20 protein-coding genes and 1 pseudogene are annotated in these 24,278 nt (G+C 60.3%); 9 read left to right on the plus strand and 12 right to left on the minus strand.

The window, feature by feature from the left end; genetic code table 11:
* Nucleotides 1-68: 68 nt before the first annotated feature.
* Complete coding sequence (gbcA, locus tag PSH69_RS27475; RefSeq protein ID WP_019580681.1) at nucleotides 69-1,364, plus strand: glycine-betaine demethylase subunit GbcA; 1,296 nt, start codon at nucleotides 69-71, stop codon at nucleotides 1,362-1,364.
* 48 nt (nucleotides 1,365-1,412) lie between these two features.
* On the opposite strand, the gene PSH69_RS27480 is transcribed toward gbcA, so the two are convergent.
* The 10 genes from PSH69_RS27480 to PSH69_RS27525 all read right to left on the minus strand — a co-directional run bounded on the left by PSH69_RS27480 (nucleotide 1,413) and on the right by PSH69_RS27525 (nucleotide 17,582).
* Entirely contained in the window at nucleotides 1,413-2,657 is a 1,245-nt protein-coding gene (locus PSH69_RS27480; RefSeq protein ID WP_305410349.1) for a metallophosphoesterase, read from the minus strand.
* A 26-nt stretch (nucleotides 2,658-2,683) separates the two neighbouring features.
* Entirely contained in the window at nucleotides 2,684-4,552 is a 1,869-nt protein-coding gene (locus PSH69_RS27485) for a hypothetical protein (protein ID WP_305410350.1), read from the minus strand.
* 123 nt (nucleotides 4,553-4,675) lie between these two features.
* Complete coding sequence (locus PSH69_RS27490; RefSeq protein WP_305410351.1) at nucleotides 4,676-8,128, minus strand: GMC oxidoreductase; 3,453 nt, start codon at nucleotides 8,126-8,128, stop codon at nucleotides 4,676-4,678.
* A 1,012-nt stretch (nucleotides 8,129-9,140) separates the two neighbouring features.
* On the minus strand, nucleotides 9,141-9,707 hold the full coding sequence (locus PSH69_RS27495) for a GNAT family N-acetyltransferase (protein ID WP_305410352.1): 567 nt from the start codon (nucleotides 9,705-9,707) through the stop codon (nucleotides 9,141-9,143).
* 99 nt (nucleotides 9,708-9,806) lie between these two features.
* A complete protein-coding gene (locus PSH69_RS27500; RefSeq protein ID WP_018928786.1) occupies nucleotides 9,807-10,583 on the minus strand; it encodes an electron transfer flavoprotein subunit beta in 777 nt (258 codons plus the stop codon).
* Between the two features lie 15 nt (nucleotides 10,584-10,598).
* Nucleotides 10,599-11,819, minus strand: a complete 1,221-nt coding sequence (locus PSH69_RS27505) for an electron transfer flavoprotein subunit alpha/FixB family protein (RefSeq protein WP_305410353.1) — start codon at nucleotides 11,817-11,819, stop codon at nucleotides 10,599-10,601.
* Nucleotides 11,819-13,768, minus strand: coding sequence for a dimethylglycine demethylation protein DgcB (dgcB, locus tag PSH69_RS27510; RefSeq protein WP_305410354.1), 1,950 nt, complete (start codon nucleotides 13,766-13,768; stop codon nucleotides 11,819-11,821). Before dgcB ends, PSH69_RS27505 begins: the two co-directional genes overlap by 1 nt.
* A gap of 150 nt (nucleotides 13,769-13,918) precedes the next feature.
* On the minus strand, nucleotides 13,919-15,979 hold the full coding sequence (gene dgcA, locus PSH69_RS27515; protein ID WP_019580673.1) for a dimethylglycine demethylation protein DgcA: 2,061 nt from the start codon (nucleotides 15,977-15,979) through the stop codon (nucleotides 13,919-13,921).
* Nucleotides 15,980-15,994: 15 nt separating this feature from the next.
* Nucleotides 15,995-16,525, minus strand: coding sequence for a DUF5943 domain-containing protein (locus PSH69_RS27520; protein ID WP_007926354.1), 531 nt, complete (start codon nucleotides 16,523-16,525; stop codon nucleotides 15,995-15,997).
* 79 nt (nucleotides 16,526-16,604) lie between these two features.
* Entirely contained in the window at nucleotides 16,605-17,582 is a 978-nt protein-coding gene (locus PSH69_RS27525) for a dipeptidase (protein ID WP_007907542.1), read from the minus strand.
* A gap of 235 nt (nucleotides 17,583-17,817) precedes the next feature.
* Between PSH69_RS27525 and PSH69_RS27530 the strand changes: the two genes are divergently transcribed.
* Nucleotides 17,818-18,219: a lysozyme inhibitor LprI family protein gene (locus PSH69_RS27530; protein ID WP_018928783.1), complete on the plus strand. Its 402-nt coding sequence runs from the start codon at nucleotides 17,818-17,820 to the stop codon at nucleotides 18,217-18,219.
* 46 nt (nucleotides 18,220-18,265) lie between these two features.
* Here PSH69_RS27530 and PSH69_RS27535 read toward each other — a convergent pair whose 3' ends face one another.
* Nucleotides 18,266-18,433, minus strand: a complete 168-nt coding sequence (locus tag PSH69_RS27535; RefSeq protein WP_157755454.1) for a hypothetical protein — start codon at nucleotides 18,431-18,433, stop codon at nucleotides 18,266-18,268.
* Here PSH69_RS27535 and PSH69_RS27540 point away from each other — a divergent pair.
* From PSH69_RS27540 to PSH69_RS27550, 3 genes and pseudogenes are all read left to right on the plus strand, one after another.
* Nucleotides 18,432-18,686, plus strand: a pseudogene (locus tag PSH69_RS27540) (type II toxin-antitoxin system RelE/ParE family toxin). The gene PSH69_RS27535 and the pseudogene PSH69_RS27540 overlap by 2 nt on opposite strands.
* On the plus strand, nucleotides 18,670-18,993 hold the full coding sequence (locus tag PSH69_RS27545; protein ID WP_305410355.1) for a helix-turn-helix domain-containing protein: 324 nt from the start codon (nucleotides 18,670-18,672) through the stop codon (nucleotides 18,991-18,993). Before PSH69_RS27540 ends, PSH69_RS27545 begins: the two are co-directional and overlap by 17 nt.
* A gap of 32 nt (nucleotides 18,994-19,025) precedes the next feature.
* Entirely contained in the window at nucleotides 19,026-19,442 is a 417-nt protein-coding gene (locus PSH69_RS27550; protein WP_019580672.1) for a DUF3010 family protein, read from the plus strand.
* A 26-nt stretch (nucleotides 19,443-19,468) separates the two neighbouring features.
* Here PSH69_RS27550 and PSH69_RS27555 read toward each other — a convergent pair whose 3' ends face one another.
* Complete coding sequence (locus PSH69_RS27555; protein ID WP_019650277.1) at nucleotides 19,469-20,416, minus strand: GlxA family transcriptional regulator; 948 nt, start codon at nucleotides 20,414-20,416, stop codon at nucleotides 19,469-19,471.
* A 210-nt stretch (nucleotides 20,417-20,626) separates the two neighbouring features.
* On the opposite strand from PSH69_RS27555, the gene PSH69_RS27560 reads away from it, so the two are divergent.
* From PSH69_RS27560 to PSH69_RS27575, 4 genes are all read left to right on the plus strand, one after another.
* The gene (locus PSH69_RS27560) at nucleotides 20,627-21,571 is read left to right on the plus strand and encodes a choline ABC transporter substrate-binding protein (protein ID WP_007937989.1); all 945 of its coding nucleotides are present in this window, start codon (nucleotides 20,627-20,629) and stop codon (nucleotides 21,569-21,571) included.
* A gap of 100 nt (nucleotides 21,572-21,671) precedes the next feature.
* Nucleotides 21,672-22,559 carry a 3-keto-5-aminohexanoate cleavage protein gene (locus PSH69_RS27565; RefSeq protein WP_019580671.1) on the plus strand — a complete coding sequence of 296 codons (888 nt, stop codon included), beginning with the start codon at nucleotides 21,672-21,674 and terminating at the stop codon, nucleotides 22,557-22,559.
* Nucleotides 22,560-22,701: 142 nt separating this feature from the next.
* Complete coding sequence (locus PSH69_RS27570; RefSeq protein WP_305410356.1) at nucleotides 22,702-23,667, plus strand: L-carnitine dehydrogenase; 966 nt, start codon at nucleotides 22,702-22,704, stop codon at nucleotides 23,665-23,667.
* Nucleotides 23,668-23,802: 135 nt separating this feature from the next.
* Nucleotides 23,803-24,273: a thioesterase family protein gene (locus tag PSH69_RS27575; protein WP_064620857.1), complete on the plus strand. Its 471-nt coding sequence runs from the start codon at nucleotides 23,803-23,805 to the stop codon at nucleotides 24,271-24,273.
* Nucleotides 24,274-24,278: the final 5 nt, after the last annotated feature.

The following is a 24,278-nucleotide window of genomic DNA, read 5'->3' on the forward strand; positions in this document are numbered from 1 at the left end:
ACACCTTGCGTAGCAAACCTGATTAGCCACTTTCGCCGGCCACACAGAATGGCCTTGAGGATTAAACGATGGACGTCACCACTACCCTGAGCCTGGGCGATCCACTGGAACCCGCACGCAAGGCCACCGCGCAGATGCTGCAAGAGCGCGAGCGCACTTTCTCGCTGCCGCAGCCGTTTTACTCTGACGAGCGGCTGTTTGATATCGACATGCAGGAAATCTTCCAGAAAGAGTGGTTGATCGCTGGCATGACCTGCGAGATCCCGACCAAGGGCAACTACCTGACCCTGCAGGTCGGCAAGAACCCGATCATCGTGATTCGCGGCGCCGATGGCGTGGTGCATGCATTCCACAACGTCTGCCGCCATCGTGGTTCACGCCTGTGCACCAGTGAAAAAGGCAAAGTCGCCAAACTGGTCTGCCACTACCACCAGTGGACGTATGAGCTGGACGGTCGCCTGCTGTTCGCCGGCACCGAAATGGGCGCCGACTTCGACATGAAGCAGTACGGCCTCAAGCCGGTAAACGTGAAGACCGCTGGCGGTTACATCTTCATCAGCCTGGCGGAAAACCCGCCAGCCATCGATGACTTCCTGTCGACGCTCAGCCATTACATGGAACCGTACGACATGGAGAACACCAAGGTGGCGGTGCAAACCACCTTGATGGAAAAGGCCAACTGGAAACTGGTGCTGGAAAACAACCGCGAGTGCTACCACTGCAACGCGTCGCACCCGGAACTGCTGAAAACCCTGTTGGAATGGGACGACGTCACCGACCCGCGTGCCGACCAGGCCTTCAAGGACCACGTAGCCGCTTCCGCCGCGGCCTGGGAAGCCGAGAAGATCCCTTACGCCCACGCCAGTTTCGGCCTGCGTAACCGCATCGTGCGCATGCCGCTGCTCAAGGGCACCGTATCGATGACCATGGACGGCAAACAGGGCTGCGCCAAACTGATGGGCCGCATCAAGAACCCGGACCTGGGCTCGATGCGCATCCTGCACCTGCCGCACTCTTGGAACCACTGCATGGGCGACCACATCATCGTGTTCACCGTGTGGCCGATCAGCGCCCAGGAAACCATGGTTACCACCAAGTGGATCGTCCACAAGGACGCGGTCGAAGGCGTGGACTATGACGTGGAGCGCATGCGCCAGGTCTGGGATGCGACCAACGACCAGGACCGTCGCCTGGCCGAAGAGAACCAGCGCGGGATCAACTCCACCGCGTACCAGCCAGGGCCTTACTCCAAGACCTATGAGTTCGGCGTGGTGAACTTCGTGGACTGGTACAGCGAGCGGATGCTGAACAACCTGGGGGCCGAGCCTGCGCCTTACCTCAAAGGTGTTCCGGTTCAGGGTTAATCGAAATCTGATCGTTCCCACGCTAGGCGTGGGAACGATCCTTCCTCGCTAAATTGAAGACCACCGCACCGAACCATCCTCACCAATAAACGTCTCTTCGATGTTCTCCCCCACCAGCCGCACCTTCACATAACCGTTCAACACCCGATCCGGGTACGCCTCATCCCGCGCATTTTGCGTTTCCGACCACAGCACCCGCGAATGCCCGTTCAACTCGCTGGCATTGCCGTAGGGAATCGCCCCGTGCCCGGCGCAACGTGCATGCAGCCCACCCTGGGTGGCGTAGCAGATGCCGTTGTGCAAATGCCCCCAGTACCAGTAATCCGGCTCGCGCCCCAAGGCATCACACACCGGCTGATACAACGCCGTCTTGTCATGCCCGGTAATGTCAAAGCCCTGGTGATGACTGAGCACCATGATCTTCTTGCGTTGGGGCAAGTCTTTCATCCAGTCGATCTGCTGCTTGTTCAGCGCACCGTCCATGTACAGGTTAATCGGATCAGAGGCATAAGCCGTGTCGAGCCCGATCACCAGCCAGTCATCGTTGTACAACGCAAAATAACTGGTGCCCTGTTGCGCTGGAAAACGCTCGGCCAGTTCCTTGAAGTAGCCATGGGCGCCGCTGTACATCTCATGGTTGGAGTTGAGGGTGAATGAGCCCTGCTTGCCCATCGGCCAGCCGACCATGTCGACGTCTTCCTGGGAGCGGGTGCCGGCGTAATACACATCCCCCAGATGAATGGTGAAGTCGGCCTGGGCCAGTTGCATCTGATTGGCCACCGCCACCGCCGGGGCATGACTGTCAAACGGCCCGGTGCCCCAGTCGCCGGCAATGGCCAGGGTCACGTCGCTGTCCATGCGCATCAACGCCGGGTTGGTGGCGAACGGTGCGTGATGCCGCAGGTTCTCGATCCACTTGAGCAGCGCTTCGCTCCACAACAGATCCAGCAGCTCCCATTTGCGACAACCGAGCAGGCTGCCATCCTTGAGCACTTGGGTCTGCAGCTCATCTACCGATTGCGGCAAGGGGCTGGCGTTGCCGATGTGCAGGATCGACAAACCATGGGACAACTCCCACGGCACACTCGGTTGATCGTCCGGCAAGTCGCCGTGCTTGAGCACGTATTGCGCCTGATCGTGCCCCCGCTGCAGCAGCGCGACGATGGCCTGGTACTCCTCCGGTTCAAGCTCGCTGACGAGCTTCTTCCAGGCCATTTCCAGGCGGGTGAACAAGCCGTGCAAACGCAGCTTGACCTTGTCGTACTCGTGTTCCCAATGACTGACCAATGACATGTCGCCTTCCTCCATCCGTAGTGGAATCACAGGGTTTTCATGAACTCGATGAGCGCCCGCTTATCGAGTTCCGACAACTGCGTGCCGTACAGGTGGCCACCGTTGTGGTTGCCCTCCAGGCGCGTGTCGTATTTGAAGTCCGCCGAGGCTTTCACCTGCTCGCCACTGGTGACGAAGCCGACCTTGTCCTTGTCGTAAATGTCGGAACCGGTGAAGAACACCTGCGGCCGCAGTTCCGGCGGTTGCAGCAAATCCCACAGGGTCGGCACCGAGCCGTTGTGCAAGTACGGCGCGCGCAACCAGATGCCGTCGGTGGGCGTGTTGCTATAGCTCTGGGTCTTGCGGTAGGCACCAAAGTCGAACGGCGGTTTCTTGAAGCCGTGGAAAGCCGTCACCAGCCCCGTGGTGAACGAGTTCAGCCGATGGGGATCGGTGCCCAGTTCATCAATAGTGGTGGTGACCTGACCGGTGTCGGTGCGACCGAAGTCATGGCAACTGGCGCAATTTTTTTCCCAGACTGGCTTACCCCGGGCGACCTTGGCCTGATCCAGCGCGAACGGCCAGGCCGGTGCCTTGTGGCCCAGCAGCCAATTGGTCACCCGGTTGAAACTGTCCGGCAGCACCGACTCCGGCGTCGCGCCCACGGCCATGGCCGCCGCGTAGTTGCGCTCATGGATATCGTTGTTGTTGCCGTCCCAGTGCAGGTACAGCGACTCCCGGGGTTTCTGGTTCCAGACTTGCGGCAAGTCGACGGTGCCGATGGTCGAGTCATCCGGAAAGCCGAACACCACCATTTTCGTCGGGTTGAAGGTGTCGGTACGCCCCGGCCCTTGCGGTGCGCGCAGTTGCTGCCAGGCGTAGGCCTGTTTCTGCTTGATCAGCGCGCTGGTGGCCATCGGGATGATCAGATAACGGTTGTACAGACGCTCGAAGAACCCAAGCTGAAACTTGCTGTTGATCGCAGTCATCACCGCATCAGGCGTGAATTTCGGATCGCTCGCGCAATCGTAGGCGAACCACTGGAAGGCCTGCAGTTGCAGGGTATTGGCCGGCGCGGAGGCCACCGGGGTAGCAACGTCGCTGGCATTGGCGCGGTAGGAGCCGGTGTGGCACAAGGCGCAATTGGGCTCCACGGTCGGGTAGCCGATCTGCCGCTTGGCCATGCCGATCGGCAGGTCCTTGCCGTTCTCGTAGAGGAAACCGAACACTTCGTAACCGCCGGGCTTCGGCAGTTTCTCCGGGCACATCTGCGGCAACACGGCGAACAGGTAATAGGGAATCCGTGCTTCGATGCCCAGGCCGATGGCGGCGTATTTGTAGTGGTCTTCGTCAGAAGCGTATTGCTCGGCCGGCACCACTCGCAGCATCTGGTACCAGGTTTCGTAGCCGATAAACCCCAGCGCCAGCACCACGACCAGCGTGGCGACCTTGAAGCTGTGCCGCCGCCAGCGTCGCGCCCACGCTGCGCACCACTCACGCCAGCCATCGCGAAGCAGGGCGAACGGCCGATTGGCCGGCGCGCTGCCCAAGTACAGCAGAATCCCGAGGATCAGGAACATGCCCAGATCGCCCAGCAGCATCGGCACGAACACCTGGGCCTGGTTGCTGGTGTTGATCAGGTAGATCCAGAACGCCACGGCGACCAACCGCGACAATACGCACAGCCACGAATGCACCACGTATTTGGGGGCATTGAAGCCTGACGGCATGTAAAAAAGGCTGATCCCCACCAGCAACATGCCGGCGTTCTCCAGCCAAGGATCGGAGAGCTGCGGAGGCATCCCGAGCATCGAGGTCAGCAACGCCGGCGCGAACAGCGCCGGAACCGCGAAGACCATGTTCATTGCGATGCCTATCCAGATGAAGCGTTGAAACCAGCGGATGTAACTGTCCATATTTTTTCCCCTGATCGTTCCCACGCTCCGCGTGGGAATGCCGCCATGGACGCTCTGCGTCCGCGTTTGTGACGCAGAGCGTCACGGGATGCATTCCCACGCAGAGCGTGGGAACGATCAGTGCTAGCCGAGGGCGGTTTTCTCCAGGTGCTGCAGGATGATCGGGTACACATCGACCACCGCGTTCTTGCCGAACATGCAGTCGATATGCCCGTAACCCGGCACCACATGCCGGCTGTAGCGTTCCGGTCCATGGATTTTGCACACGCGCTCATAGGTCCTGAGCGTGCTTTCGGGCAAGTAGCATTGGTTGTCTTCGCCACTGATGAAGCAGATCGGCATAGTCAGCCGGTCGAAGTGCGGCATGTAGACGTCCTGGCCCTTGAAGTCCACCAGATGGCCTTTGCGCAGGATCAGCGCCAGGTGCTCGAAGGTCTGTATGTTCGACTCGCCGAACAACTCGTGCAGGTTGTCGTGCAGGGTTTCGTTGAGTGTGTCGTGGCGGTACAGCGACGCGTACATGAAGGTGATGCGGTGGCACACCGGGTTGGTGCAGTAACCTTGAGCCTCGATGCGGGCGTAGATGTTGAGGGCCTTGTCATAGAGTTTGTTGAACCAGCTCTCCTTGTTGTCGGCATACGCGGTGAGGGATTTGATGCCGATGGCGTCGAGCATCCCCGGCAAATGCAGACCGGCCTTCAGCCCCGTTGCCGTGGCGACCACCGTGTCCGCAGCGATCTGCGAACAGACCACCGAGCGCACGCCCTGCAAGCCGGCCAGCAGCGACATGAAGAAGGTCGTCGCGCCGTAGCAATGCACCACGCACTGCACGTCAGCGGCGAGGGTTGCCTGCTGGATATGCTCGATGGCGGCCTTGAAGTCGTACTGGGCAATCTGGTCGCCGTTCCATTCATGTTTGCTGGCCGGCAGCAGGATGCTGACCCGGAAATCCAGAAGCCAGACGTCGTACTCGTGCTTGCACAGGTATTCCAGCAGATTGGTCTGGATAGTGTCGGTGGAGAAAATATTCGAGCCCACCCCCAAACCATGCACCAGCATCACCGGCCCCTTGCTGCCGCCCTGATAACGGGTCAGGCGTAGCTGGACGCTGTCTTCGGTCTGGAAGAACTGCACGCTTGGCGTCGGCGCATCCAGCGGCCGTTTCTGCCGGGGCGGCGCATCGGGGTTGAAGTAGATGTCGCCGGCGAACACCCCGCCGTAGCTCTCCCACAAGATGCCGGCGAAGAACTTGCCGAACCGCGCCAGCCCTTCAATACGTTCGCGTTCGTTGCGCGCGTTGAGCACCTTCATGGTGGTCATCTGCTTGGCAAAATCGGCCGGCTCGATATGCATCACCCCCGAGCCGATCACTTCGCCCGTCTTGTCCGGCCCGCGATACAGCGTCACGTAGAGCGTACTGGTGTCGTGCCAGACGTTAAGCACGCCGTTGTCTTCGGGCACGGTCTTGAATGCGCTGAAGTAATAATCGCTACCATCCTCGGCGGTCAGCTTCATGTCGTAATTCATGTGTCGCACGCCGACCTGTTCCTGATAATCCTCGAACAGATTGAACACGCCATTGCTGGCAGTCAGCGGTTCCGGCGACAAGCCCGGCGCATCCAGGGTGCCGACCAGTGTCGCGGCGTGTTCCGGCTCCTTGATCATGCGATTGAGGTCGTTGGCGGTGATGGTCAAGGTGAATTCGATCGGTGAGTTATCCGACTTGCCGCGTTTGGCCGCCGCTTCGTAGAGTTTTAGATCGGTGCCCTGGGGCTGAGTGAAATCTTTGGAGAAATAGCCCTTCATGGTTTCGGTGAACTGCACGCCGAGAGTCGGTGCTGCCACCGGTTTGCGCGGTGCCGAGGGCAACGTGTAGTCGATGTGCCAACCACGATCGGCGGCCAGCAGCCCCATGTTGCGCTCGCTCACGGCAGAGATGGTCAGCAACGGATTGACCGCCAGTGAGGTCGGGATCACCGCGCCGTCGGCCACGTATAGCCCGGCATAGACATCGGTACCGCTGATGCCGCTGAACACCTGGCCCTTGTGGTTGACCACGCCTTGCGCCGCATCCTCGCCCATCACACAACCGCCCAATGGGTGCACGGAAACGATGCTGTGTTTGAGCAGCTCGGTCCAGATCGGGTTCTCGACCCAGATCCCGCCCAAGGCCTTGGTGCTCTGGTGCAGGCGCTCGTTGCCGATCTTGACGTTTGCCTGCTCGCCAACGCCCGGCCAGTCGATGCGCAACTGATCCTTGCTGTCGAGCACCATGCGCCCCTTGCCGTCGTCGTGGCTCATGATCAGGTAGGTCTGCATGTTGTGCAGGGCGCCGTGGTACGGACCTCGCAGGAAGCTTTCGGCTTCGCGCTCGGCGTATTTGAGCTTGCCGGTGAAGCTGTCATCGGTGGGTTTGCCGATCAACCCGGCGAATGTGGCCATGCTCGGCACCATGGGCCGGCCGAGTGCGCCGGGGATCGAGCCTTCTTCGATGACCATGCGGCTGCGCCAGTCGCCTTCGGTGCGCATGTCGATGATCGAGGTGATGCACGGGCCGACCGGTTTCATCTCCTTGGCCGGATGGGCACCGAAACCGATGCCGTTGATCGTTTCATCGCAGTTGTGGCCGAAACCGAGGATGTCGCCGTTGCCGCTCATGTTTTCGCCAAGCTGATTGGACGTCGACAGGCCTTTGTCCCGAGAGCGCAGGAGGATTTCGGTGGAGCCCAGGGTGCCGGCAGACACCACGACGATGTCCGCCTTGACGAACAGCGTCGGCGCGGAGAATTTCTCGCGGCCGCTGTCCAGGTATTGGAAGTGCACGATCCAGCCATCGCCGTCGCGCTCCAGATGCCGGACCTCGGCCTGGCAGAAAATCTCTGCGCCGTGGTTGCAGGCATCAGGCAGGTAATTCATCAACGTGGTGTTCTTGGCCTTGTTGTTACAGCCCGAAACGCAGTCGCCGCAGTGGTTGCACGGCAATTGCTCGACGCCGACGTGGTTGAGGTTGTTCGGCAGTTTGTCGAAGGTCACGTTGATCGGCGGCTTGTAGAAGTGCGCGCCTTGCTTGAGGTAATCGGCGGACTTCTGGTTAGCCTCGAGTTTGGGCAAGGTCGGAGCGGTTTTCGGATAGGGATTGGGCTTGAGCATCTCCCGAGCCCGGGCGTATCCGTCCTTGAGCAGCGTGTCGCGATGTTCACGCACCGCCAGCGGCCAACGCGGATCATCGAACACACCGGGTTCAGGTTCCAGCGCGACGTTGGCGTTGATCAGCGACGTGCCGCCCAGACCGCAACCGACCACTACGTTCTGCTGGGCGTTGACGTGCAGGTCGAACAGCCCGGTGCGCGAGCCGATGTGCCCGTCCGGATCATGCACTTGCAGCTCTTCAGTGGCCGCCAGCATCGTATTGGGGTATTCGCCGGGCTGGATTTCCCGGCCTCGCTCCAACAGGCATACCCGCTTGCCGGCCCGGGACAGGCGCGACGCCGCGATCCCGCCGCCGTAGCCGGAGCCAATGACGATCACGTCGTAATGTTCCTTGATATCGCTGATGGGCGTGGCGATCCGTGTCATGGGTCATTTCCTCTCAGGCAGATGGAGCAACTCTGCGGTTGCCTGCAATCGATAGACGAACAAACGCCTGGTCACCGGGCACGGTCGGGCCTCAATGGCAGCGGCGTAATGGCATAAGGGGGCCAGGTGCTATAGACGAGCGCGCTGATTGGCGGCGCGACGATGAATTCGCTTGTGCAACGAGGTGGCGGATGTCGGGACACAGGTCACGCAGGGACTGGGGTGCGAATGTGGCTGCGAGCGATGTGGCTGGTTATCCATCACGCGTTCTCCCTGAACCAGATGTGGATAAGTGACTGTTGTCCTTATGCGATGAGAGTGAAGACAGGCGACAGATCGAAGTCAAGGAAGTGCCTTAGAACTGTATGAAATCTGATCTATCGCGTTCCAGCCTATACGGACCGTGGTTTACAGGGTTCAGCGAACAAGTTATCCACATCTCCACCCACAGCAAATGGGGACAACTGTGGGTGACAGGCTAAATCCATTCACAAAAACCGAAGAAAAACCGTGACTTATCCAGAAGCAGGGTTTTAGCCAGACACTGGTTATTTTTCAATCAGAAGCTTGCAGGCCACGTTTTACATAGCCTACAGGGGATGGTGAACACCTTATCCACAGAAGCACCAACAGACTTTGGGGGCAACTTTGCGGTCTCTGTGGAAAACCGCTGAAACCCGCGAGTATTCGGGGTTTATGGGACGATTAGCGGAGGAAAACGCCGAATTGAACAATATTTGATCAACCGACTGAAAGCCGCGATCTGTATGGCCTGTAGCGGACAGCGAACATCTTATCCACAGAAGCGCCAACAGAGATTGGGGGCAAGTGCCAGCCAGTAAGCGACGTTACTCTGTGGAAAAAGCCCGAAAAAACCGTGGGTTAGGCTGGTTGTTTTTTGTACGGAGGGCTGCAGGGCTTGATTGGCATGGGGTGTAGCGAGGGGCGAACATGTTATCCACAGAAGCGCTAACAGGGATTGTGGGTAACCTGATGTCCGCCCGTTGACACTTTAAGGCCGATGCATGAGATAGGCGTCGCCTGTCACCCGAATCATCGGATGGGGGACAACCTGGCAGGTTTTGATGATGCTGAAGCCGTGGCGCTCATAAAAACGCCGAGCCCCGGTATTCGCTGCATAGTCGATCAGGCTCAGGCCGTTGAGTTCCAGTTGATCGGCACGCTGTTGAGCATGCTCGAGAAAGCGCACACCCAGCCCCTTGTTGCGCCACCCTTCATGCAGGGCCAGGCTCGAAATATAAAGGGTATCGGGGACTTCCATGTCGGCGTAAGGCGCCAGGACCGGATCAGTCACCGGAGCCGCCAACGGATCGTGACGCGTCACGTAACTGTGCATCATGCCGATGATCCGCCCCTGTGCCTGCGCGATAACGCAGTTCTGATAGGAGAAATCGACATCTTCACGGGCGTAACGAATGGCCCCCACTTCAAGCAGATCCTGCCCGGGCTCCGCCAGCTGGCTCCAGATGTAATCCGAAGCCCCCTCTGACGAAATCTGGAACAAACGGGCAATCTCGCGCGCATCCGTGCGCAGAGCCGGACGAAATTCAACTTCCATTGATGCAACTCCCCAGAATACGAGCGACCTGCTTAGCGTGCAGGTTGATACGTAACAACCGGCCAGGCCAACGGTTTTATGGCCGGTTGTCGCTGTCGATCAACCCTGACGGACTACGCCTTCTTCAATCAGCAACTTGAGGATGGCTTCAGCGCCCGCCTGCGCGGTCACGCCCTTGAGCACTTGCCCACCGCCGCCACTGGCCTTGGCCGTCGCGGCCTTCATGCGGTCGGCACCGCTCTTGGCCTTGATCACTTTCAGGCGCTTGGGTCGTGGCTTGGCCGGTTGCAGCGTGGCCACTGCCAGCAGTTCATCGTCGACCACTTCAACTTCATCTGCCTGCAATACCCCGCGTCGCGCCGGACCGTAGGCACTTTGCCGAGGCTTGGGCGCTGCGTTATCCACAGTCGCCAGAAACGGCAGGCGCACTTTCAAACGACGGCGTTGACCACGCGGCAAGGCCTGCAGAACCAGCGCCGAACCACCGTCGATGGATTCGACTTGCGCCAAACCCACCACCAGCGGCCAGCCGAGGCTTTCGGCCAGCAGGAACGGCAACATGCCCGAGCCTTCACCGGTTTCCGCCTGGCTGCCGGTCAACACCACCTGCGCCCCGGCGTCACGCAAATAGTCGGTCAACGCTGGCAGCGCATCTGCGCCGACCGGTTGTTCCAGCACATGCAACTGTTCCAGGCCCATGCCCAGATAGGCACGCAGCGCCGGTTCCGCAACGTCGCCGGCGTGCAGCACTTGCAGGTTATCCCCAGCCAATTGCAAACCCAGTTCAACGGCCCGCGCGTCCTGCTCGGCGCGGCGTGGCCGGCCGGAGGTCGGGTGGGCGCCGATGGACACCAGGCTGATGATTTTCGTGCTCATAACCCTTTCCTTCCCTTAAGCCGCATCGCGCTTGGCGTCGTTGCGGTAAGCCTCTACCGCATCGATCAAGGCTTGAAGAATCTCGGCGCTCTCGCCGATCACCGACAGGTCGGCCCGTTTGATCATGTCGCAACCCGGATCAAGGTTGATCGCCACCACCTTGTCGCAGGCACCGATGCCTTGCAGGTGCTGGATCGCCCCGGAAATCCCCACCGCCACGTAAACCCGCGCGGTTACCCAGGTGCCGGACGCGCCAACCTGACGGTCGCGCGCCATGAAACCATCGTCCACCGCCACCCGCGACGCACCTTCGGTCGCGCCCAACGCTTCGGCCGTCCTGTGGAAAAGTCCCCAGTCCTTGACCCCGTTGCCGCCCGAGAAGATGAACTCGGCTTCGGCCATCGGAATCGCCGCCGGGTCCACCGCCACCGCGCCCAGATCTTCGATCCGCGACAGGCTGCGAGCGACCGCTGTGGATAACTCCACCGGCAACGCTTCGTGACGGGTTTCGCTGACCGGTTCGGCGCATTCGGCAGCCGCCAGAATCAAGCGGGCCACCGGCCGCGCAAGGTCCTGCAAACCAGCACCGGCACGACCGATGCATTCCTGATCCTTGACCTGCCAGACCCGTGTGGCCGGACGTTCGCCCAGTGCGGCAGCAAAGCGTCGACCCAGTTCGCCGCCACCGCTGCGGCTGTCCGGCAGCAGCCAGTGACGCGGGCTGAACTGGTTATCCACAGCCCGCAGGCCCTGCACGCGTTGTTCCGGTGCATAACCGCTGAATTCGTCACCTTCCAGTACCAGCAAGCGGTCAACGCCCGCCGTGGCGAAGGCGTTTTCCTTATGCTCACCGAAGACCACCGCCAGTACCGCGCCGTCCTTGCCGGCCAACTGATGGGCCAAGCCGAGCAAATCGCGGTCGTGGCTGCTCAAGCGGCCGCCGACCATGTCCGGCACCACGCTGATGTAGAACGCGGGTGCAGCCACTTGATGCAGCGGCAATTGCACTTCAACCGTGGCCGAGCGTTTAGTCGCCCCGCCTTGCTGAGCGCCACTGCGGTCGATCCGTTTGATCCCGTTGGGACCGATAAAACCGATCCCGTGGGGATTCTTGCGGATGACGCCGTTAGGCCCCATCCAGCTGTGTTGCACCGGTTGCATGGCCGCGTGCAGCGGGTGCAGACGGTTGCGGGCGATCCATTCAGCGCGAGGGTCGCGGCGGATAATGTCGCTCATCAATGCACCTCCGCAGGTTCACGTTTGGCCGGTGCCGAAGGCTTTCCCGGCGCGGCGTCTTCGAGCAGCGCATCAGCCACCAGTTCGGCGATGTCCTTGATCAACGGCCGTGGCTCGACCACGCCCTCAAGCATCGCAGTGCACTGTGGACAACCCACGGCCACCAGTTCGGCGCCGGTTTCACGGATGTCTTCCATGCGCATGTCAGGGATCCGTTGCTTGCCCGGAATGTCGGTGATCGGCGCACCGCCACCGCCGCCGCAGCAGCGCGAACGGAAACCGGAACGTTGCATTTCCTTGATCTCGATGCCCAGGGCGCGCAGCACTTCGCGTGGCGCCTCGTATTCGCCGTTGTAGCGGCCGAGGTAGCACGGGTCGTGATAAGTCACGCTGTTGCCTTTGTGCTGACCGAGGTTCAGTGCTCCTTCGCCAATGATCTCCGCCATGTAAGTGCTGTGGTGCTGCACGAGGTAGTTGCCATCGAAGGCGCCGTATTCGTTTTTCAGCACATGAAAGCTGTGCGGGTCGCAGGTGACGATGCGGTTGAAGCGATATTTGGCCAAGGTCTGGATGTTGCGTTTGGCCAACAGCTGGAACGTCGCCTCGTCGCCCAGACGCCGGGCCACGTCACCGCTGTCGCGCTCTTCAAGGCCCAGCACTGCGAAGTCGACCTTGGCCGCTTTCAGCACTTTGACGAAGGCACGCAGGGTGCGCTGGTTGCGCATGTCGAAGGCACCGTCGCCGACCCAGAACAGCACGTCGGTGGTTTTCTTCTCGCTGAGCAGGTTCAGGTTCAGATCCGCCGCCCAGTTCATCCGCCCGCCCGGCGCGAAGCCGCCAGGGTTGTCGGTGGCGATCAGGTTTTCCAGGACCTCGGCGCCCTTGTTCGGGGTCGCGCCTTTTTCCAGGGTCAGATGGCGGCGCATGTCGACGATGGCATCGACGTGCTCGATCATCATCGGGCATTCCTCGACGCAGGCACGGCAGGTGGTGCAGGACCACAGGGTTTCAGCGTCCACCAGACCGTTGACGATCGGTTGGTGCGGATTGCCGCCGTGCTCACCGATCGGCTTGCCTGGGTAAGGGCTGCCGGCGAACTTGGCATCGGTGCCACCGGCCAGGCCGACGACCATGTCCTGAATCAGTTTTTTCGGGTTCAGCGGCTGGCCGGCGGCGAACGCCGGGCACGCAGCTTCACATTTACCGCACTGCACGCAGGCGTCGAAGCCGAGCAGTTGGTTCCAGGTGAAATCCTTGGGTTTTTCCACGCCCAGTGGCGCGGTCGGGTCGTTCAGATCCAGCGGCTTCAAGCCAGTGGAACGACCACCGCCAAACCGCTCAGAGCGACGGTGCCACGCCAGGTGCAGGGCACCGGCAAAGGCGTGCTTCATCGGCCCGCCCCAGGTCATGCCGAAGAACAGTTCCGACACGCCCCACAGCACACCGACGCCGAGAATCGCCGCCAGCACCCAGCCACCGAAGTTTTCCGGAAGGATGCCCGCCACCGGCAGGGTCAACAGGAAGAACGACGCCGAGAACGCCAGCAGGCTTTTCGGCAGGCGCATCCACGGACCTTTGGACAAGCGGGCCGGCGGGTTGCGGCGACGCAGGAAGACAAAGATCGCACCGACGAACATCACTGCCGTCATCAACAGCAGTGCATAACCGAGGATGCGGTTATGCAGGCCGAAACCGTGAACCAGAATCGCCAGCACAATGGACGCCACCGCACCACCGGCCGTGGCGACGTGAGTATTGGCGATGTATTTGTCCCGCGCGACGACGTGGTGCAAATCGACCATGTAACGCTTGGGCATGGCGAACAGACCGCCGATCAGGTCGACTTTCGAAGCCCGGCCCTGACGCCACATAGCCACCCGCCGCAACGCACCCAGGACAGCCAGGCCCAGGGCAGCGAACAACAGGATTGGAAGAAGGGTGTTCAACATGTGGAGCTCCCAAAGACCTCGGGGTCTATGATCGTTCCCACGCTCTGCGTGGGAATGCAGCCCGTGACGCTCCGCGTCACACCAAGAGCGGACGCAGAGCGTCCATTGAGGCATTCCCACGCAGAGCGTGGGAACGATCAGTTCAGTGGCTTAGAAATCCTTGCACAACCGCAGCGCGTCGTAGATCGCCGCGTGGGTGTTGCGCTGGGCCACGCAGTCACCGATGCGGAACAGCAAGTAGCCGTCGCCCGCCTGGCTCAGCGAAGGTTGTGGCTTGATCGCGAACAGGGCTTCGATGTCCATCTGGCCTTTGTTGCGCGAGCCTTCCTTCAGTGCGTAGTAGATTTCTTCGTCCGGCCGCACGCCGTTCTCGACCACGACCTGGTCAACCACCCGCTCCTCTTTGGCGCCGGTGTATTCGTTTTCCAGCACCGCCACCAGCTTGTCGCCTTCGCGGTAGACCTTTTCCAGCATCATGTCGCCGGTCATGATCACTTCTTTCGGGTACATGCTGCGGTAGTAAGTCGGGAACGACGTACCGCCGATGGCCACGCCCGGCTTGATGTCGTCAGTGACGATCTCGACCTGGCTGCCCTTGTCGGCGAGGAAGTCGGCAACCGACATCCCGGTGAACTCGCAGATGGTGTCGTAGACCAGCACGTTCTTGCCCGGTGCAACCTTGCCGTCGAGCACGTCCCAACTGCTGACCACCAGGCCTTCAGCCGCGCCCCAATGCTCGTTCTGCTCCAGGAACGGATGACCGCCGACAGCGAGTACCACCACGTCCGGACGCAGGTCGAGAATGGTCGCCGCATCCGCCGCCACACCCAGGCGCAGGTCGACTTTCAAACGCGCCAGTTCCAGCTGGAACCAACGGGTGATACCGGCGATCTGGTCCCGTTGCGGGGCTTTCGAGGCGGTGGTGATCTGCCCGCCGATGAATTCTTTCTTCTCGAACAGGGTCACGTCGTGGCCACGTTCGGCGGCTACACGAGCGGCTTCCATCCCCGCAGGGCCGGCACCGACCACCACGACTTTGCGTTTCGGCCCGGTGGATTTCTCGATGATGTGCGGCACGCCCATGTATTCACGGGAGGTCGCGGCGTTCTGGATGCACAAGACGTCCAGGCCCTGGTACTGACGGTCGATGCAGTAGTTGGCGCCCACGCACTGTTTGATCTGGTCGACCTGGCCCATCTTGATCTTGGCGATCAGGTGCGGGTCGGCGATGTGAGCGCGGGTCATGCCGACCATGTCGACGTAACCGCCTTCCAGAATACGGGTTGCCTGGTTCGGGTCCTTGATGTTCTGCGCGTGCAGCACAGGAGCCTTCACCACTTCCTTGATACCGGCGGCCAGGTGCAGGAACGGCTCCGGTGGATAACTCATGTTCGGAATAACGTTGGCCAGGGTGTTGTGAGTGTCGCAACCCGAGCCCACGACACCGATGAAGTCGATCATGCCGGTGTCGTCGTAGTACTTGGCGATCTGCTTCATGTCCTCATGGCTCAGGCCATCAGGGTGGAATTCGTCACCACAGATACGGATACCAACGCAGAAGTCCGGACCGACTTCCTTGCGCACAGCCTTGATCACTTCCAGGCCGAAACGCATGCGGTTCTCGAAGCTGCCGCCCCATTCGTCGGTACGCTTGTTGACTCGCGGGCTCCAGAACTGGTCGATCATGTGCTGGTGCACGGCAGACAGCTCGACGCCATCCAGGCCACCGGCCTTGGCACGCGCCGCAGCGCTGGCGTAGTTGCCGATCACCCGCCAGATTTCTTCCGGCTCGATGGTTTTGCAGGTCGCGCGGTGCACCGGCTCGCGGATGCCCGACGGCGACAGCAGGGTTGGCCAATGCTCACCGTCCCAGCGGGAGCGGCGACCCATGTGGGTAATCTGGATCATGATCTTGGCGCCATGCTTGTGCATGGCATCGGCCAGGTTCTGGAAGTGCGGAATAATCCGGTCGTCGGCCAGGTTGACCGACTTCCACCAGCCTTGCGGGCTGTCGATGGCCACGCTGGAGGAACCGCCGCAAATCGCCAGGCCGATCCCGCCCTTGGCTTTCTCTTCGTAATACTTGACGTACCGATCGGTGGTCATGCCGCCGTCGGTGGCGTAGACCTCGGCGTGCGCGGTGCTGAGCACGCGGTTGCGGATGGTCAGTTTGCCGATCTGGATCGGCTGGAACATTGCTTCGAAAGCCATGGCGGGTTCCTCGACTTACAACGGCTTGACGGTGAACAAACCGTCGTCGTGGCCTTCTTCGGAGCCACCGTAAACTTGTTCGGCGACGGTGCGGATCTTGCTGCCGCGAGCAGCCAGGATCTGGTCCATGGCGCCGGCGAACCAGCCAGTGAACATGTAGTCGACCTTGCGCCCGACCTTGCCGTACACGTAGACGAATGCGGAGTGTTCGAGCTTGACGCTGGCGGTGCCTTTGTCGAGGTCGATGTCCTGGATCTTGAACAGGCCCCAGCCGCGTTGCGACAGGCGCTTCATGTAGTGCTCGAACACCGCGACGCCTTCCAGGCCATGGCATTCAGCTTCTTTTTCACACCAGTGCCAGGCGGACTTGTAGCCGGCCTTGTAGAGGATTTCGGCGTAGGCGTCGGCGCCCAGCACTTCCTCGATGCCCATGTGGTTGTTGACGAAGAAGTGACGCGGCACGTACAGCATCGGCAGGGCATCAGAGGTCCAGACACCGGTTTCGCTGTCGACTTCAATTGGCAATTGCGGGGCGATCTTGGCCATGGAAACTTAACTCCAGAAAATTCGTTGTGTTGCCCCCGGCACGGACGGCCGGGGGAAAGGATTCTTCAGATGCGGCGGCTTATTCGCCCCAAACGTCTTTCAAAACGTTGACCCAGTTTTCGCCCATGATCTTGCGCACCACGCGCTCGGAATGGCCGCGCTTGAGCAGGGTTTCGGTCAGGTTCGGGAACTCGCCCACGGTGCGGATGCCCAGCGGGTTGATGATCTTGCCGAAGCTGGTCAGACGGCGGGCGTAGCCCTTGTCATGGGTCAGGTATTCGAAGAAGTCCTGGCCATGGCCCTGGGTGAAGTCGGTGCCGATGCCGATGGCGTCTTCGCCGACGATGTTCATGGTGTATTCAATGGCTTCGGCGTAGTCGTCGATGGTCGAATCGATACCCTTGGCCAGGAACGGCGCGAACATGGTCACGCCGACGAAACCGCCGTGATCGGCGATGAACTTCAGTTCTTCATCGGACTTGTTGCGCGGGTGCACTTTCAGGCCCGACGGCAGGCAATGGGAGTAGCAAACCGGCTTCTTGGATTCGAGGATGACTTCTTCGGAGGTCTTCGAGCCGACGTGGGACAGGTCGCACATGACACCGACGCGGTTCATCTCGGCAACGATTTCACGACCGAAACCCGACAGGCCGCCATCGCGTTCATAGCAACCGGTACCGACCAGGTTCTGGGTGTTGTAGCACATCTGCACAATACCGACGCCCAGCTGCTTGAAGACCTCGACATAGCCGATCTGGTCTTCGAAGGCGTGAGCGTTCTGGAAGCCGAACAGGATGCCGGTCTTACCCTGCTCCTTGGCTTTGCGGATGTCGGCGGTAGTGCGCACCGGGATCACCAGGTCGCTGTTCTCGCGAATCAGCTTCTGACTGGCAGCGATGTTGTTGACGGTGGCCTGGAAGCCCTCCCACACCGACACGGTGCAGTTGGCCGCGGTCAGACCGCCCTTGCGCATGTCTTCGAACAGCTCACGGTTCCACTTGGCAATAATCAGGCCGTCGATAACGATGCTGTCGGCGTGTAATTCGGCTGGGCTCATCAGGCAGTCCCCTATTAACGATTCATGCGCCGAATCGTGTGCCGGCGCTTTGGGGCCAGCATATGCCTGAGGGACGGTGCAGCCGGGTGCAAAAACGACAGGGGAATTGCCGAAAGCGTCAATCCGCGACAAAGGGTCGCCAACCGACGTGATTGCCTACCTGTTCAAGCCCGTTCGCATGGGCCAGAATTCGTCGCATCACCGAATGTTTCACTGAATTAAGGGCGGCTACGCAATGAAATCCATCTTCTTGGCTTTGGCACTGATAGCGACCGGCGTACAGGCGGCCGAAGGGGCCGACGACAACCCCTGTGACGCCGTCGAAAACGAAGTCCAGACCCTGGAATGCTCGGCTTACAGCAGAAACACCGCCGAACAGCTGCTGAGCGACAACTATCAAGGCCTGAACGAGCGCATGCAAACGCGCTACGGCAGTAACAAGGCGCAACTGGCCGACATCACCGCAAAAATCAAAACTGCGCAACAACAATGGCTGAAGACCCGGGATGCCGATTGCGCGGTGGAAGCGTTCCCGGCGACGAGCGGCAGCAAGGCGTTCAACATTGCGCAAAATGATTGCGTGGCACGGATGAGTGACGAGCGGTCGGAGTTTTTGGAGTCGATTGGGCAGGAGTGATCCTGAATCGTCCGTTGAAAGCTGGTAGCCCTACCAGCTTTTACCCTCAATAAAGACCTTTCCCACAAGCCTCACTGAGCAAGCCTACAATTCCCCGCCGAGCAAGGCTTAACGCAGTTTTTTCGAGCAACATGCTGACAAATTTCATTTGTTGGCCACCTGAAAAATATAAGTAAAGATTCGCAAATCTTATAAAAGACTTATATTCTTCCATGAACAGCATTCACTGGACTCGAAAGGCCGTTAAGCAGCTCTTGAAATTGCATTCCGTTCATCAGATCCAGGTTAGGGATGCCATCACGGCGCTAGCTGGTATGCCTGACGCAGGCAATGTCAAAGTACTGGTTGGTCATGACTACGCCTATCGACTGCGAGTCGGTAGTTATCGGGTTATGTTCGACTGAGATGGCGCGATCAAAGTGGTCAGTATCCAAGAGGTCAAAAAACGCGATGAACGCACCTACTGACATTCAAATCATCAACGACGCGGAGGGAAAACCGGCATTCGTAGTCATTCCATACGCGCAGTATGTGGCACAAAAAATTGAGCCCGATCTGATCCCCCATGAAGTGGTCAGTCGCATCGTCGACGGCGCGACGCCAGTTCGTGCCTGGCGTGAACACCTGAACCTTACGCAGGATGAAGTGGCCAAACGCATGGGCATCTCCCAACCAGCCTTTGCCCAGCAGGAAACGGTTGCCAAGCCCCGCAAGGCCACGCGTGAGAAAATCGCCGCGGCTTTTGGCATCACCGCCAATCAACTAGAGCTGTAAGCTGCACGCCAGCATCAGGAAAAGGGATTCAAATGAAAATCTGCGGTATCGAAATCAAAGGCAGCGAAGCAATCCTTGCCGTGGCCTCCCTCGACGATCAGGGGCTGACCCACGTCGCGCTGGCCACGAAAAAAATCGCCCTCGACGATGACGACGAAGCCGCCAACGTCAAAGTCTTTGCCGCTCAGGTGGCGTCGTTTATTCGTGAGAATTCAATCGACCGGATCGCAATCAAGAAGCGCAGCAAGAAAGGTGAGTTCGCCGGTGGGCCGACCACGTTCAAGATCGAAGGGGTTTTCCAGTTGCTGGAAAATTGCGAGGTGACGCTGCTGTCGCCGCAAACCATCAATGCGCAGAACAAAAAGTTCGACTTTGAACTGCCGGCCACGCTGAACAAGTATCAGCACGAGGCTTACAAAGCGGCGTGCTCGGCACTGATGAAGAAGTAACGACGTAATCCTGTAGGAGGTCGGTTTCAGGCCTTCTGGCTTTGTCGGCGATCCTCCCGCGGGCACCGCTCAAACCTCGCCCGATAACTGCGGGTGAAATACGATGGCGATTCAAACCCGCAGGCGATGCTCACCTCCAGCACACTCATGTCCGTCTGGCGCAGCAGCTGCCGCGCCTTCTCCAGCCGCAGGCGCAAGTAGAAATTGCTCGGTGTGTCGTTCAGGTGCAGGCGAAACAAGCGCTCTAGTTGACGTCGGGTCACTTTGATCGATTCCGCCAGCTCCAAAGTGCTGAGCGGCGGTTCGCTGTGCTGTTCCATCTCCCCAATGACATGCACCAGTTTCTTGTTGCTGATGCCATATCGCGTGGCGACTTCCATGCGTTGGTGGTCTTTGCGCGGGCGAATGCGCCCGAGTACGAATTGTTCGCTGACCTGAATCGCCAGTTCCGGACCATGAGCCTGACCGATGAGGTCAAGCATCAGGTCGATCGAGGCGGTGCCGCCGGCGGAGGTGATACGCCGTCGGTCGATCTCGAACAGTTCCTGGGTGACGCTCAGCTGTGGATAAGATTCCTTGAAGGCGTCGATCGCTTCCCAGTGCAGGGTCAGGCGATGGCCGTCGAGCAGGCCGGCTTCGGCGAGGATGAAACTGCCGGTGTCGATGGCGCCGAGGGTTACGCCTTCGTTGTCCAGCCGACGTAACCAATGCTCCAGGGCCGGGGTAGCGAACTTCAGCGGTTCGAAACCGGCGACCACCAACAGGGTTGCGCCTTTCTTCAGCGGCTCCAGCGCTGCATCGGCGTTGACCGACATGCCGTTACTGGCCAGAACCGCCCCGCCATCGGCGCTCAACACATGCCAGCGGTACAACTCGCCGCGAAAGCGATTGGCGACCCGCAGCGGCTCGATCGCCGAGATAAAACCGATCGCCGAAAAACCCGGCATCAACAAGAAGTAGAAATCCTGGGACATGGAGCGCACTCGACTGGCAGGCAACGAGAGGGCGGGAAGCGTGTGGACGTTGATACGCCACTTGCCAGCAGCATTCAAGTGCGCAGGTCGCCGCAGTGCAAGAGCTGGTCGCCGCAGTGCGCTTTCACGGGGGCTTTGCTGCGTAACTTGGCATCACCGGCGCATCAGACACCGGAACCCACAATAAACGACCTGCCGAGGAACCCCGACATGAAACGACTGATCAGCAGCTGTGTTCTTGCACTCAGCGGTACCGCTTTCTTGAGCGCCAGTGTCATGGCAGCCGAACCCGCGTCGTGCCAGAACGTGCGCATGGGCGTAGTGAACTGGACCGACGTAATCGCCACCAGCGCCATGACCCAGGTCCTGCTCGACGGCCTCGGCTACAGCACCAAACAAACCAGCGCCTCCCAGCAAATCGTCTTTGCCGGCATTCGCGACCAGCGCCTGGATTTGTTCCTGGGCTACTGGAACCCGCTGATGACCCAGACCATCACGCCGTTTGTCGATGCCAAGCAGGTCAAAGTGCTTGAAGCGCCAAGCCTCAAGGACGCCCGCGCCACCCTCGCAGTACCGACTTACCTTGCCGACAAGGGCCTGAAAACCTTCGCCGACATCGCCAAGTTTGAAAAAGAACTGGGCGGCAAGATTTACGGCATCGAACCTGGCTCGGGCGCCAACACCCAGATCAAGGCGATGATCGCCAAGAACCAGTTCGGCCTCGGCAAGTTCCAGCTGGTCGAGTCCAGCGAAGCCGGCATGCTGGCGGCAGTAGATCGCGCGGTACGCCGCAAGGAAGCCGTGGTGTTCTTCGGCTGGGCGCCGCACCCGATGAACGTCAACGTGAAGATGACCTACCTCACCGGCAGCGACGACGCCCTCGGCCCGAACGAAGGCATGGCCACGGTCTGGACCGTCACCTCGCCGAACTACGCGCAGCAATGCCCGAACGTCGGTCGCCTGCTGAGCAACCTGACGTTCACCGCCGAAGACGAGAGCCGGATGATGCAGCCGCTGCTGGATCACAAGGACGCTTTCGAATCGGCCAAACAGTGGCTCAAGGATCACCCGCAAGACAAGCAACGCTGGCTTGAAGGCGTGACCACATTCGATGGCAAGCCGGCCGCTGAAAACCTGAAGCTGACCAGTAAATAGAACCGAAAGGAACCACCGATTCGCAGCCCGATGCGGGCTGCGAGCGGAATCTCCACGCCCAAGCTCCGCCAAAAAACTCAAGCCTGAAGGAAACCGCCTCATGAACCACGACGTCATCATCACCTGCGCACTCACCGGTGCTGGCGACACGACCGCCAAGAGCCCACACGTGCCGGTCACCCCGAAACAAATCGCTGCAGCCGCCGTGGAAGCCGCCAAGGCGGGCGCTACCGTGGTCCACTGCCACGTTCGCGACCCACAAACCGGCAAGTTCAGCCGTGACGTGGCGCTGTACCGCGAAGTGATGGAGCGCATCCGCGAGGCGGACGTCGACATTATCGTCAACCTCACTGCCGGCATGGGCGGCGACCTGGAAATCGGCGCAGGCGAGAACCCGATGGAATTCGGCCCGAACACCGATCTGGTCGGCCCACTGACCCGTCTGGCCCACGTCGAAGAATTGCTGCCGGAAATCTGCACCCTGGATTGCGGCACCCTGAACTTCGGCGACGGCGACACCATTTACGTCTCCACCCCGGCGCAACTCCGGGCCGGCGCGAAGCGAATTCAAGAGCTGGGCGTCAAGCCTGAGCTGGAAATTTTCGACACCGGTCACCTGTGGTTCGCCAAGCAGATGATCAAGGAAGGTCTGCTGGATAACCCGTTGTTCCAGCTGTGCCTGGGCATCCCGTGGGGTGCGCCAGCGGATACCACCACCATGAAAGCCATGGTCGACAACCTGCCGGCCAACGCGGTCTGGGCGGCGTTCGGCATCGGGCGCATGCAGATGCCGATGGCGGCGCAAGCGGTGCTGCTCGGTGGCAACGTGCGGGTCGGCCTGGAAGACAACCTGTGGCTGGACAAGGGCGTACTGGCGACCAACGGCCAACTGGTCGAACGCGCCTCGGAAATCCTCAGCCGCCTCGGCGCCCGCGTTCTGACCCCGGCCGAAGGCCGGGCAAAAATGGGCCTGACCAAGCGCGGTTGAAACAAATCACCCTTTCCCCCTGTGGGAGCGAGTTTGCTCGCGATGACGGTTGTCCTGCCGCAGATAACGCATCGGTTGTACCGGCGTCATCGCGAGCAGGTTCGCTCCCACATTTTTTTTGAGCCCAATTCAGGAAGTCGCCATGAGCTTTATCACTGATATCAAAACCTTCGCAGCACTGGGCAGCGGTGTCATCGGCAGCGGCTGGGTGTCCCGCGCCCTCGCCCACGGCCTCGATGTGGTGGCCTGGGATCCGGCACCCGGTGCCGAAGCGGCGCTGCGCAAACGTGTCGCCAATGCCTGGGGCGCGCTGGAGAAACAAGGCCTGGCACCCGGCGCATCGCAGGATCGGCTGCGCTTTGTCGCCACCATCGAAGAATGTGTTCGCGACGCGGATTTCATTCAGGAAAGCGCCCCTGAGCGCCTGGAACTGAAACTGGAACTGCACAGCAAAATCAGCGCGGCGGCCAAGCCCAATGCATTGATCGGTTCCAGCACCTCGGGACTGTTGCCGAGCGAGTTTTACGAGAGTTCGACGCACCCGGAACGCTGCGTGGTCGGGCACCCGTTCAACCCGGTTTATCTGCTGCCATTGGTGGAAGTGGTCGGCGGCAGGAACACCGCGCCAGAAGCGGTGCAAGCGGCGATGAAAGTCTATGAATCCCTGGGGATGCGTCCGCTGCATGTGCGCAAGGAAGTACCGGGATTTATCGCCGACCGTTTGCTCGAAGCGTTGTGGCGTGAGGCGCTGCACCTGGTCAACGACGGCGTGGCGACCACCGGTGAAATCGACGATGCGATTCGTTTTGGCGCAGGTCTGCGCTGGTCGTTCATGGGCACCTTCCTGACTTACACCCTGGCCGGTGGCGATGCCGGGATGCGGCACTTCATGGCGCAGTTCGGGCCAGCGTTGCAGTTGCCCTGGACGTACCTGCCGGCACCGGAGCTGACCGACAAGTTGATTGACGATGTGGTGGATGGCACCAGCGATCAGTTGGGCAAACACAGTATCTCGGCACTGGAACGCTATCGTGACGATTGCTTGCTGGCGGTGCTGGAGGCGGTGAAAACCACCAAAGAGAAACATGGGATGGCCTTCAGCGAATAACCCTTCGCACAGATCGTTCCCACGCTCTGCGTGGGAATGCAGCCCGGGACGCTCCGCGTCCCAAAGGCGTGACGCAGAGCGTCACAGGAAGCGTTCCCACGCAGAGCGTGGGAACGATCACGTTCGGAGATAAAGATGCCCACCCTCACCACCTACCAAACCAGAATCATCCCCGACTGGGTCGACTACAACGGCCATCTGCGCGATGCCTTCTACCTGCTGATTTTCAGCTACGCCACTGACGCGTTGATGGACCGGCTGGGTATGGACAGCAACAACCGCGAGGCCAGCGGCCACTCGCTGTTTACCCTCGAACTGCACCTCAATTACCTGCACGAAGTGAAACTCGATGCAGACGTCGAAGTGCATACGCAGATCATCGGCCACGACCGCAAGCGCCTGCACCTCTACCACAGCCTGCATCTGGTGGGCGGTGACAAGGAGCTGGCGGGCAATGAACAAATGCTGCTGCACGTCGACCTCGCCGGACCGCGATCCGCACCGTTCAGCGAAGCAACCTTGAGCAAGCTGCAGGCCATCGTCGCCGATCAAACCGACTTGCCCGCACCCGCCTGGATCGGCCGAGTGATTGCTTTACCAAAATAATAAGG

The sequence above is a fragment of the Pseudomonas sp. FP1740 genome, from assembly GCF_030687165.1.
In the GTDB taxonomy this organism is placed as follows: domain Bacteria; phylum Pseudomonadota; class Gammaproteobacteria; order Pseudomonadales; family Pseudomonadaceae; genus Aquipseudomonas.

What these genes read in the sequence shown, in the direction of transcription:
- PSH69_RS27500 (WP_018928786.1), bottom strand. Translation starts at nt 10,583, where the DNA reads ATGAGCACGAAAATCATCAGCCTGGTGTCCATCGGCGCCCACCCGACC.
- dgcA (WP_019580673.1), bottom strand. Translation starts at nt 15,979, where the DNA reads ATGGCTTTCGAAGCAATGTTCCAGCCGATCCAGATCGGCAAACTGACC.
- PSH69_RS27575 (WP_064620857.1), top strand. Translation starts at nt 23,803, where the DNA reads ATGCCCACCCTCACCACCTACCAAACCAGAATCATCCCCGACTGGGTC.
- PSH69_RS27535 (WP_157755454.1), bottom strand. Translation starts at nt 18,433, where the DNA reads ATGGAAGAATATAAGTCTTTTATAAGATTTGCGAATCTTTACTTATAT.
- PSH69_RS27525 (WP_007907542.1), bottom strand. Translation starts at nt 17,582, where the DNA reads ATGAGCCCAGCCGAATTACACGCCGACAGCATCGTTATCGACGGCCTG.
- PSH69_RS27530 (WP_018928783.1), top strand. Translation starts at nt 17,818, where the DNA reads ATGAAATCCATCTTCTTGGCTTTGGCACTGATAGCGACCGGCGTACAG.
- PSH69_RS27565 (WP_019580671.1), top strand. Translation starts at nt 21,672, where the DNA reads ATGAACCACGACGTCATCATCACCTGCGCACTCACCGGTGCTGGCGAC.
- PSH69_RS27490 (WP_305410351.1), bottom strand. Translation starts at nt 8,128, where the DNA reads ATGACACGGATCGCCACGCCCATCAGCGATATCAAGGAACATTACGAC.
- PSH69_RS27505 (WP_305410353.1), bottom strand. Translation starts at nt 11,819, where the DNA reads ATGAGCGACATTATCCGCCGCGACCCTCGCGCTGAATGGATCGCCCGC.
- PSH69_RS27550 (WP_019580672.1), top strand. Translation starts at nt 19,026, where the DNA reads ATGAAAATCTGCGGTATCGAAATCAAAGGCAGCGAAGCAATCCTTGCC.
- PSH69_RS27555 (WP_019650277.1), bottom strand. Translation starts at nt 20,416, where the DNA reads ATGTCCCAGGATTTCTACTTCTTGTTGATGCCGGGTTTTTCGGCGATC.
- PSH69_RS27560 (WP_007937989.1), top strand. Translation starts at nt 20,627, where the DNA reads ATGAAACGACTGATCAGCAGCTGTGTTCTTGCACTCAGCGGTACCGCT.
- dgcB (WP_305410354.1), bottom strand. Translation starts at nt 13,768, where the DNA reads ATGTTGAACACCCTTCTTCCAATCCTGTTGTTCGCTGCCCTGGGCCTG.
- PSH69_RS27495 (WP_305410352.1), bottom strand. Translation starts at nt 9,707, where the DNA reads ATGGAAGTTGAATTTCGTCCGGCTCTGCGCACGGATGCGCGCGAGATT.
- PSH69_RS27545 (WP_305410355.1), top strand. Translation starts at nt 18,670, where the DNA reads ATGAACGCACCTACTGACATTCAAATCATCAACGACGCGGAGGGAAAA.
- PSH69_RS27520 (WP_007926354.1), bottom strand. Translation starts at nt 16,525, where the DNA reads ATGGCCAAGATCGCCCCGCAATTGCCAATTGAAGTCGACAGCGAAACC.
- PSH69_RS27480 (WP_305410349.1), bottom strand. Translation starts at nt 2,657, where the DNA reads ATGTCATTGGTCAGTCATTGGGAACACGAGTACGACAAGGTCAAGCTG.
- PSH69_RS27570 (WP_305410356.1), top strand. Translation starts at nt 22,702, where the DNA reads ATGAGCTTTATCACTGATATCAAAACCTTCGCAGCACTGGGCAGCGGT.
- PSH69_RS27485 (WP_305410350.1), bottom strand. Translation starts at nt 4,552, where the DNA reads ATGGACAGTTACATCCGCTGGTTTCAACGCTTCATCTGGATAGGCATC.
- gbcA (WP_019580681.1), top strand. Translation starts at nt 69, where the DNA reads ATGGACGTCACCACTACCCTGAGCCTGGGCGATCCACTGGAACCCGCA.